Below are 10,757 nucleotides of genomic sequence, written 5' to 3' on the forward strand. Positions count from 1 at the left end.
ATCTTATAGGTGACAGGCTACCCTTGCATGGCATCGTTCAAACGCATCCGCTGATTGATGATTGCGTCTCACAACTGTATTCCGGCCGGCGTATTCATCCGCCCTGCACCGGCGGGGATACTGCCCCACTGGCGCCTTTCGGATAAACGCTCATGACGAAGTCTGATTTCGCCGCCTGGTCCTGGACCGCAGGGGCAGGCATCGACGCAGAGATCTGGCTCTCTTCGATCTGGCCATTGATAGCAAGCTTCGAGCCTTCGACTTAATGAAGCCCAAGGTCCGTGTGCGCGATGTCGCTCCTGGCGAGTACGTATCATCACGAGCCATGGTGATGCGACAGAAAACGCAGCGGACGTCAGGATTACTAACTCCTTTTTCTATATTTTCGTCGCAAGTTCATCGTAACGGCAGAAAGCATTGGCAAGTTGCATCTGGCGGGGTGTTCGGCATTGAGCCTCAAACAAAGTAGGTGACGCAACGAGTACACAAACACATTTTGCACGTGATGTAGCGACATTCAGTCGGTTTAGGCTGTAGAGAAACTCCATTCCACGCGGTGCATCGACGTAGCTTGATGTTGTCATCGAGTAAATGACGATCGGCGCTTCCTGTCCTTGGAATTTGTCGACAGTTCCGATCCGAGCGCCCGAAATGCGGTCCTGCAACTCGAACACCTGCGCATTATAGGGAGCAATGATTAATATATCTTGAAGCGATATCAGTCGCTCAACACCATGCCTGTCGATCCAGGTAGTGCCTGACGCAAGGACTTCCTCCACGAGCGTTCGAACGCAATCAGCCTCTTCCGGCGATGAACTCTGATTGCCTTCAGAAACGACTGCCACATAGCGGAGGCCTGAACCATTGAGGCGTCCGGGTGAGCGAATTGCTTGAGCCTCCAATCCTGGGCGAGGATGAAGACGCCCCTCGTAGAATAGTTCGGACGTATAGGAGCAGATGTCCGGATGAAGACGCCATGTCTCCGCAAGAAAAAGTCCTCGGTCAGACGCAATCGTCTGCTCTTCACCAAGAATATGATGCAGAGCTGAAACATCAGTGCCTTCTGGATGACTACCCTGCATCGGCTGATCGAGTTGTTGCGGATCGCCTAGCAACACAACGCTATTCGCCGCTTGTGATACAGCAATTACATTCGCAAGCGCCATTTGCGCCGCTTCATCAATAAACAGCACATCCACGGAGTGCGCTGCATCAGGCGACGCCCACAGCCAAGCAGTCCCTCCTGCCACATTTGCTCTGCTGCCGATGGCGTTTAGCAAATCAGCATTACTTTTTACAAATCGCAATCGCTGCTGATCTGGTTCCATCTCCGAAGGTTTTTGAAAGCAGCAAACATCAATTCCCATTTCTTCAGAAGCCTTCACAACTCCATCGAGAAGGTTGCGGATGACCTTGTGGCTATTGGCAGTTACTCCAACAGTCTTCCCGGCTTGCACGAGAGAACAGATCATACGTGAGCCTGTGTGCGTCTTGCCGGCACCTGGCGGCCCTTGAATTGGAAGCAGTCCACTTTCGATATGTGCCGCAACACGGAGTGCGGCATCTAGGGCAGGCTCACCTTCATGCTGGATCGGTTGATTGCCTATACGAGGGGGCAGACGCATCAGAAGATCACGAGCGGCCTGAAAGGGTCCGCCTCCCTCCATCCCATGAGCAACGACATGTTCGCCGATGCGAACAAGCGCATTGGCGAGGACAGTCGTATTAATAACTGTGTGGGAAAAAACTGCCTCAGGATGAATATTTGCACTGTCCCCTCTTTTCTTAATATCGACCCAACGTTCATCCAGAGAAATTGCGTCGACGCTGCCTAGCTTCCTGCCTCCCAAAGTGTGCAAATCCTCACTGCCGCGCATCTCCGTTTCTTGAGGAGGGAAGCTGTAGCGATGAATGGGTGCCTTAGCGGTTCCCCCATTCACGCCCACAAATGTTAGACCTGAAAGTCCAGCTCGCTCGTCGAGCAAATCTTCTGCCATAAGGTCGGAAAGGCGGAAATACTCCCACCAAAGCGCCTTCTGTTCTCGCCGGTGCCAGTCGAGCGAATGCGCGAGAATCCATCGAGCATGCTCCTCGGCCGTGCGCTCCGCCGCATCAGTAGGAACCCCGTCCGTCAACCGTTCGATAAGCCCAATGATCTTCTCTTGCCATTCACCAAGTGCCTCGCTTGGCACGCTCCCAGGGACTTCCGGTCGAGGAATGATATTGCCAACGTTGATCAAGTTGGTGCGCTGTATTTCTAGCCAGTCCCGAAGTCGCCATGTAGATACGCAATCATCTCGGTTGTATCCAGTCACAACAGAACGATCAACATCATTGATGAACGCTAAATCTCCCAGCTCAAGACATGCTTGAACCTTAGCAAGCGCCTTGTTTGCTTCTGAAAGTTCTGTATCTCGGCTGAAATCGTATAAGGGCTCAAGCTTTTTGATCGAGTAACTTTCCACGCTCGCTCGCAGACCATTTCGTATCACGCTGTAAAGGTCAACAAAACGTTTAGAGCGCAGAAGAGCATCAATCTCTTCTTCACGACTTGCATGACGCCCCATCAACCGTTTTAGAGCAGCCGGCTCATAGGGTGCGAAATGGTAAATGTGCAGATCCGGGTATTGCTCCTGTCGAGCGACGACGAAATCGATGAAACGCTCGAAATTCAGTTTTTCCTCCTCACGAGATAGCGCCCAGTCAGCCGTATAAGCGATGCCATTGTTACCATCAATAAAAGTATAACCAAACAAGTACTCAAGGCCGCCTTCCCCAGCAAATGGGTCGCCCTCCAGATCGAAGAAGATATCCCCGACTGAAGGTTCGGGTAAGCTCGCTAAACCGAATCCCTCCGTAACAGGTAAAAGTTCGTGAAGCACGCTCCCTGCTTCGCGTCCCTCGACCTGAATGCGCGCCTGCTCTCGTACCCGCTCGTACGAATGTACTGCCCCGCGCGAGGGTCTCCATGGAAGCGGAACCGGCATTGCTGCTAGATCCGTCATAGTTTCTATGCCGTGCCGTCTTAACTCATCGATATGGACTTTGGTAATCCCGGCCACAAGCGAGAGATGGTCATCCTCTCGACGTTTCCGGTCGCAACGACTCTGCCAACGACAGATGTCGCAATGCTCCTTCGGTTCAGGATAGATCACCTCCCCCGCGTGCTCGATAGCAGCTACAAGACTGCTTTTGACTCGTCGGAAGTACGCTGCGTAATCGTCCATTCGATACATCTGTGGCTCATACCCGGACCATGGGGCAACTACATGGCTATGTGTCGGGCAACCCCCTTGGATGGTGCCGACTAGATCGGCGTACAAGCAAAGCTGCAAGACAGTTCCACCTTTCGTCTCACGAGCAAGCTTGGTATCGATCACCTCATAAGACCATGCTCCAAGATTGCTCTCGGCCTCTACTCGCCTGAGGACATCCGTGCGACCCACCCAACCATTCGCGCGAAACGCGCCTTGTACTATGATCTCATCCCCAGCGAGCATGGCGCTCCTTGTGCGCTCAACCGATTCGTCATCAACTCCGATACCGTCAATGATTGTCACGGATAGACCCTGGGATCGTAGGTGCTCGACAAAGCCTTGTTCATGTCGCGTGCCACGCTCCCATAGAATCTGCAGCAATGGGTCCCAGATAGCAGGGCGTTCTAGCTCGCCATTCGCCACCGCTAAGTCAAGGCTCGTTAAGTGCCGGCAGTTAAGATGTCCAACCAAGTCAGAAGCACTAAGAAAAATCGAATCGCCTTGCCTTTGCATTTGATTCCGACCTCATCAAAAGTCCATTCAGATGCTCTGTCGTCCAAATGCCAGCTCAAGTGACTTTTAGGATTAGCCAAAGCGAATGCCCGCTCGTCGAGTGTAGTCAATAGTGAAAGATCCACTGTGGATCGAAAAACAGGCACTCAAACATACCCCGTCGAGCTCTACCTTAGAGCTTCATCCTCATCACGACGCGACTAGGAACCATGGAATGAATCGCAAGCAGTTTCTCGAGCAACCGGACGTGCTCGGCCTCATCGAGTGGCTAATCGAAAACCTCCCCACTCTGCCAGTGCATCTGAAGGTCGCGCGCAGCAGGTTTGTGCGCAAAGCAATCGACTGCAAGGTTCAAGGTATCGAAGCGGTTCAGGCGGAATACCAGTGGGGCGGGAACTGGGAGACGGTCAAGGCGGAGCTGCGCCGGCTGCGTATTCGCTTGCGCCTGGCGGTTCGCGCCCGCGATGAGTTCGCCACGCATGGAGCCTGCGAAGCGATCCTAGCGTGGGGAAATGTCGATGGCGCCGTCGGATTCCTCAAGGAGCAAATGCACGATAAGAACTTAGTGAATTACCTAAAGCAGTGCCAGGCGCTTCTCGCGCTGGACCGCAAGCAGCAGCTCAACCACCTCACCAAGCAGAAGATCCTAAGATTCGACTCGGGCATGACTAAGATCCATGCCCTGCTCGACACCACAGGCTCTCCCATCTATGACGGCCGGGTCGGTGCCGCCATCGCGCTGCTCTACCACCTGTACCGCCAAGGCACCGGCACCACTGCGCCGCAGGCACTGGACTTCGCCTGGGGGCCAGGGATTGGCGACCAGATTCGAAACCCACAAGACTTAAAGCTTGGCTACAACGGTACACCGCGACTCTCCACCACCAGTCGCCACCTTTGGGCACGGCGCCAGCTCCAATTAGGTTGGATCATCCGCGCGGTGCTAGAAGGGTCCGAACTATTCGCCAAGCAGCCTCACCTGGTAGACCGCTGCCACGCCTTTGAAGCTGGATTGTTCATGATGGGCTACGACCTACGCAGTTTAGTCCCCGACGGCTATACGATCCCGGTGCCGCCCAAGCCTAACTACCGAGTACGCAGGATGACCCGAGCGACCTGAGATAAACAAGCTGCTGGTTGACCTGTATGTAGTTCTCAATAAGCAAGAAAATAGTCTTAAACACTCAAAAACATCAGGACCTGAAGAGAAAGACCAAACAACATTGGTAAAGAGACCACGCGTGGGCGCCAAAGACTGCGTCCGCCCACGCGGAAGCCGCGAGGATTCCACCCAGAGCCAGTGGTTTTGTGGGGGTAAAAACGACCAAAAATAAAAAAGGGTCGCGAGATAAAATCTCGCAACCCCTTGAATTATATGGTCGGGACGGAGTGATTCGAACACTCGACCCCTAGCACCCCATCTCCTTTTTCATACTTCTTGAAAGCTTCCAAAACTTTACTCTGGATTTTACTAAGCTAGTATTTACTTGAGCTTCAGCGGTGTTCAGCTCCACGAGAGTCCAGTCACGTCCATCAAGAGCCGACGGTTATGTGGGGGTAAAAGTAGGGGGAGCCCATTTTATGGCCAAAATCACCATCAAAGAACTCGAGTCGCTGACCGCCGATGATGCGGGCCGCATCCTCAGGGAGGATGGCAATCTGGCCGGTCGAATATCAGTCCGCAAGGACGGTGTTTCGGTCAGCTTCTTCTATCGTTATCGCTGGGGCGACCAGAACAAAGAGTACGCCTGCGGGTCGTGGCCGCGCAAATCTCTAACGGACATCCGCAAGGCCCGCAACCAGGCCCGTGCGCTAATCGATGAGCAGATCAATCCCAACGAACACAAGAAAACCGCCAAGGCACAGGCATACGCCGCGGCTAACGTAGAGACCGAACAAGTAAAAACGACGAAGGTGCAAACGCTGACCGTCCAGGATCTGGCCAAGGCCTGGCTGTTAGATGGCGTGGCGCGCAAAGACGGCAATGCTGAGTTGCAACGACGCTTTAACAAGGACCTTTTGCCAGCACTCGGCAAGACAGCGGTGAACAATGTTTCCGAACACGATGTTCGGACGCTAATCCGGGCCGTGGTCAACCGCGGCGCTCACCGGCAAGCCATCAGCTTCTTCGCCGACCTCACCCAGATGTTCAGCTGGGCTAGAAAGCGCCAACCTTGGCGGGCGTTACTGGTTGAGGGTGATCCGACGGAACTGGTCGACATCTCCCCATTGATCCCTGCCGACTACGAAGCGGAAAGAAGCCGCGTTCTTTCGCCGGCTGAGCTGTTGGAACTGCACAACCGCTTCCAACAAATGACCGCCGATTACAACACCCTGCCCGCCGGGCAAAAATATGAAGGCATTCGACCACTGAAGAAAGAAACTCAACTCGCGCTCTGGATCAGCCTAGGCACGCTGTGCCGGATTGGCGAGTTGCTGCAGGCTGAATGGAAAAATGTCGATCTGGACCGAAAGACCTGGTTCCTCCCGAGCGAAAACGTCAAAGGCACCCGTGGCAAGAAACAGGACCACCATGTCTTCCTCTCCCCCTTCGCCCTGCATTTCTTTCAGGAACTCAAAATCCTGACGGGAGACTCGCAATGGTGCTTTCCGAACAAGCTGAATGATGGGCATGTGGACGTGAAAGTGGTGAGCAAACAGGTCGGCGATCGCCAGGCCCGGTTCAAAAACCGCAAGGCCCTCTCCAGACGTTGCCATGACGATACCCTGGTCCTTGCCGACGGCCAAAACGGCGACTGGACTCCGCATGACCTGCGCCGTACGGGCGCGACCATGATGCAAGCCTTAGGCGTTAGCTTGGACGTCATCGATCGCTGCCAAAACCATGTGCTGGCCGGCTCCCGGGTGAGACGCCATTACTTGCATCACGACTATGCCGACGAGAAGAAAAACGCCTGGAACCTGTTGGGCGATCGACTCAGTGCGGTGCTGTCCTCAACCTATGAGTATCCGCCGACCGAGTCGATGATGTCTTTCCCAGCCTATACCGCGACTGGATGGCTACCGACTTTATAGGTCGGCATCTTTAGTACTGAGTACTCATAGTTTTGTATGACATCGCCGGAGGCGCTATTTGGCTCGATTTCTGCCCATCATGGCTGGCAGAAATCGGCCAGAAGCGGACGTCTAACTAGGAGAAAATAGACCTATCACCATTTGCTACGCACTGATCCACGCGGCTTGCCACGACTCAACCCGACGTGGCGTTTTGTCACCAAGCCACTTCGGTCCTATCTTAGGCGCACGATCAGGATTAGCTGCGGAGCGCGGGCATAGAAAAGGGGGCTGATTTATTTTCTGAGCAATAAATCAGGCGTCGTTACCACAAGCCGATATTCGACCGATATCAATGCCACGTCGCAGGCTTTCAGCATGGCGATGTTGAGGGGGCGTTCGTTTGCGCATTGCCGATGACCTACCCGCCGCCATTTTTCAGTCCCCACGTTTCATAATTGACGCGGTCCCGGCGACCGCGCGGTCGCCGGAACCGCTCTGCGTATCAATTTCCACCGTGAGGCAGGAACACACCACGGAATCGCATCTTCCCGGAGGACAGACGTTCATAAGCCTCCGTTGCCTGGTCAAGCGAAAAGGTTTCGACAATGGGCTTGACCTTACCCTTCGCGGCCAAGTCGAGAATTTCGGCGAGGTAATGCTGTCCGCCATGCGTGGAGCCAACCACCCGTTGGCGCATCATATGGAATGGCTTGCCGTCGGACGGAATCGAGAACGGCTTGCTGAAGTCGAGCCCACACAGGACGATGCGACCGTCAGGATTAACTCCCGCGAGCGCCTTTTCGGCGGTTTCGAAGTCGTTGGTGGTGATCAGCAGCACGTCGGCACCACCGACTGCCAAGAGCTCCTCGGCATTGATGACGACGTGGTCGGCACCCAAGTCGGTCGCAAGCTTGTGCTTGTCTGGGGAATGCGTGATCGCGATGGTCTCGAACCCGCACGCCTTTGAGAACTGCAAGGCGACATGGCCCAACCCGCCGATACCCAGCACCGCGACCCTGTCACCCGGTTTTGGCTCCGCGTCTCGCAAGCCGCTCCAGGTGGTATAGCCCGCGCACATCATGGGCGCGGCGTCCGTGTAGGACAGCCCATCGGGCAACAATACGGTGCCTTCCGCAGAAATTGCGATGTACTCCGCGTGCCCGCCCTGCGACGCGAAACCGGTCGTTCTGGGCGAAACGCAGTTCATGGCCGTCTGGCCGGTCAACGGGCGGTTTTGGCGGCAGTACGGGCATCGACCGCACGAGGACTGTACCCAAGTGGTGCCCACTCGGTCTCCAACCTTGCGCGTGTGGACGCCCGCACCGACTTCGACGATTTCACCGACTACTTCGTGACCCGGGGTCTGGGGATAAATGTCACCGCCAGCCCCCTGAGTTGCCCACACGTCCGTGTAGCACATGCCGGAGGCGTGAACTTTCACCAGGACCAGCCCTGGCTCTGCCTTGGGCATGGGAACCTCATGAACCTCCCAAGGCTTGTTCGCGCCAGTCATCACAACTGCCTTCATCTTCATCGCATGTTCCTTTCGATCAGGTGGTCATTGCTGTTAGGGCTGCGGACGAGATGCTCTGAGAGCGACACAGGGCATTTTGGACCCGCGATGCTGCAGCTTCATTCGAGTCTATGGCTCATTGACTGTCGCAACAATCTGGTCAATATTTGATTCCATGATGAAAGTAATTCACCAATCCAAGGGTAATGACCTGTCGGCCTTTGCCGCATTCTTGGCGGTCGCAGCCCACCGAAGTTTCCGCAGCGCCGCAATCGATCTCGACATGACGCCCTCGGCGATCAGCCACTCGATCAAGGCTCTCGAACAACGGTTGAACGTCCGCCTTTTCAACCGGACGACTCGAAGCGTCTCCTTGACCGAGGCGGGAGAGCGCCTAGCCATAAAACTAAGACCGGCAATGGCCTCAGTTGAAGAAGCCGTTCGGGAGTTGGAGGGCATTGACCACGCCCCCAGCGGAACGGTGCGAATCAATGCCAGTGAGGGCGCCATCCGGTTGGTACTGTGGCCAGTGCTTGCGCGCTTTTTGCGCGAGTATCCTCGCGTCCATCTCGACATATTCAGTGATGGCAAGCTGAGCGATATCGTTGCAGATGGTTTTGATGCGGGCATCCGATTAGCGGAAGCCGTACCCAAAGATATGGTGGCCATCCCAGTCATGGGAGAGGTTCGCTTTGCGGCAGTGGCGTCGCCCGAGTACTTCGAGCAACGCGGATATCCAAGGGTGCCGCAAGATCTGTATGACCATCATTGCATCCGCTTCCGGTTTGAAAGTGGTGCAATCTACCGATGGGAGTTTGAGCGCCATGGCGCTGTCGAAAGGATCAATGCTCCCGGCCCTCTCACATTGACTGATCAGCCGCTGATGGTGGAGGCAGCAATCGATGGAGTCGGCATCGCCTTCGTGCCCGACCATCTTGCAGCCAATGCGCTCAAGGACGGACGACTCAAACGAGTTCTGGAAGAGTGGTGTCCCGCGTATCCGGGGCTGTGCCTCTATTACTCGGCGAATCGCCATGTACCATCCGGCCTGAGAGCGTTGATCAATATGCTGACTGAAACACGGTCCGGCATTAGATGACCTTGTGCCTAAGAGGCGGCAGGTTAGTTGTAACACCGCCTGGCACAACTCAACGACCAGCATCGTCAACGCCTTGCCATTGCAACTGACCGGCAGCTATGGGTCGAAAAAGCAGTCGTCCATGAGCGTCTGTTTTTGGCCGGTTGCTGTCTATCACGAAGGGCAGCAACCGGCCAAAAGCGGTCTGTCGCGGCCTAGCCGCTTCGCCATCAACCTACAGATGAGTAATCGTGTTAGTTTCTGATATCAGTCTGACTAGTCGGGAGTCAGATGAGGATTCACGTGTCACCCTAACATCTCCGGCCCGCTGTACCTCGTTCAATAGCAATGCCGGGGCGAGGTGGATTCGGAAGACATTAGCTAAAGTGCCAGCACCAATCGCCGGGTTTTCGAGCGAGAACAACACGGAGTGAACTGATCGTTCAACGCATGCTCTTTATCGCTCATGAAGACATCCCGGTGATCTGGGACGCCCTCGATAACCGGTGTCATGCAGGCGCCGCAAACGCCCTGTCTGCACGAAGAAGGCAGTTCGATACCTGAGGCACAAAGCACGTCGAGCACGCTCTTGTCAGTTGGTACCTCAAGGACTAATCCTGACTCTGCCAGCTCGACTTCGAATGCTTGATCGACATCGTGCACCACGCTCGACGCCGCAAAATACTCCCGGTGAATCTGCTCAATCGGCCAACCGAGTCCATGTGCTGTGTTTATTACATAGTCCATGAAACCGTTCGGGCCACAGACGTAGAGATGAGTATCCGCACGAGGCTCAGCCAACACATGATTCAAATCCAACAACTGATGTCGCTCGCCAGTGTCGAAGTGCATGTACAAGTTATCGGCAAACCCGGACGCTGCAATGAGTTGCAAGAACGCCGCGCGTCGCGGGTCGCGTACGCAGTAGTGCAGTTCAAACTCGGCACCTTCGTGGGCGAGTTGAAAGGCCATCGCGAGCACTGGCGTAATACCGATACCACCACCCAACAGTATCGATTTTCGCGCCCCTGTTGTTAGCGGGAAGTGGTTTTTCGGCGCACTTATCGACAACCGATCACCAACGCCAATACGCTCGTGCATGCCACGCGACCCGCCTCGTGACATGGCTTCGTGCAACACGCCAATCAGATAGCGATCGCGCTCCAAGGGGCTGTTGCACAACGAGTATTGGCGAGTGATATCCACGCTCACTCGCACATCGATGTGCGCGCCCGCCGTGAAGGCTGGCAAAGGTTGTCCGTCTCCGCGACACAGCTCAAAGCTGCAAACACCTTCAGCCTCGTGGCGCTTTTGTACGACAATTACTTCAAACATGATTGTGCCCCGTTATCTGATTACCCTGCCGCGAGCCCCACTC

The 10,757-nt window shown here is 55.1% G+C and carries 6 protein-coding genes and 1 pseudogene; 3 read left to right on the plus strand and 4 right to left on the minus strand.

Annotation, left to right across the window (positions count from 1 at the left end):
* Positions 1-377: 377 nt before the first annotated feature.
* Positions 378-3,770, minus strand: a complete 3,393-nt coding sequence (locus M2497_RS20750) for a TM0106 family RecB-like putative nuclease (protein ID WP_248482778.1) — start codon at positions 3,768-3,770, stop codon at positions 378-380.
* 214 nt (positions 3,771-3,984) lie between these two features.
* Here M2497_RS20750 and M2497_RS20755 point away from each other — a divergent pair, with 214 nt between their 5' ends.
* Together M2497_RS20755 and M2497_RS20760 are read left to right on the plus strand one after the other, a co-directional pair.
* A complete protein-coding gene (locus M2497_RS20755) occupies positions 3,985-4,890 on the plus strand; it encodes a hypothetical protein (RefSeq protein ID WP_248482780.1) in 906 nt (301 codons plus the stop codon).
* Between the two features lie 461 nt (positions 4,891-5,351).
* The gene (locus M2497_RS20760) at positions 5,352-6,806 is read left to right on the plus strand and encodes a site-specific integrase (RefSeq protein WP_248482798.1); all 1,455 of its coding nucleotides are present in this window, start codon (positions 5,352-5,354) and stop codon (positions 6,804-6,806) included.
* Between the two features lie 296 nt (positions 6,807-7,102).
* Here M2497_RS20760 and M2497_RS20765 read toward each other — a convergent pair.
* Positions 7,103-7,221, minus strand: a pseudogene (locus M2497_RS20765) (alpha/beta hydrolase); the annotation flags it as partial.
* 69 nt (positions 7,222-7,290) lie between these two features.
* Positions 7,291-8,322: an alcohol dehydrogenase catalytic domain-containing protein gene (locus tag M2497_RS20770; protein ID WP_236187996.1), complete on the minus strand. Its 1,032-nt coding sequence runs from the start codon at positions 8,320-8,322 to the stop codon at positions 7,291-7,293.
* A 157-nt stretch (positions 8,323-8,479) separates the two neighbouring features.
* On the opposite strand from M2497_RS20770, the gene M2497_RS20775 reads away from it, so the two are divergent.
* Complete coding sequence (locus tag M2497_RS20775) at positions 8,480-9,400, plus strand: LysR family transcriptional regulator (protein ID WP_248482800.1); 921 nt, start codon at positions 8,480-8,482, stop codon at positions 9,398-9,400.
* 360 nt (positions 9,401-9,760) lie between these two features.
* On the opposite strand, the gene M2497_RS20780 is transcribed toward M2497_RS20775, so the two are convergent.
* A complete protein-coding gene (locus M2497_RS20780; RefSeq protein WP_248482802.1) occupies positions 9,761-10,714 on the minus strand; it encodes a PDR/VanB family oxidoreductase in 954 nt (317 codons plus the stop codon).
* Positions 10,715-10,757: the final 43 nt, after the last annotated feature.

It is taken from the genome of Pseudomonas sp. CYM-20-01 (assembly GCF_023169845.1).
Classification (GTDB): domain Bacteria; phylum Pseudomonadota; class Gammaproteobacteria; order Pseudomonadales; family Pseudomonadaceae; genus Aquipseudomonas; species Aquipseudomonas azotoformans.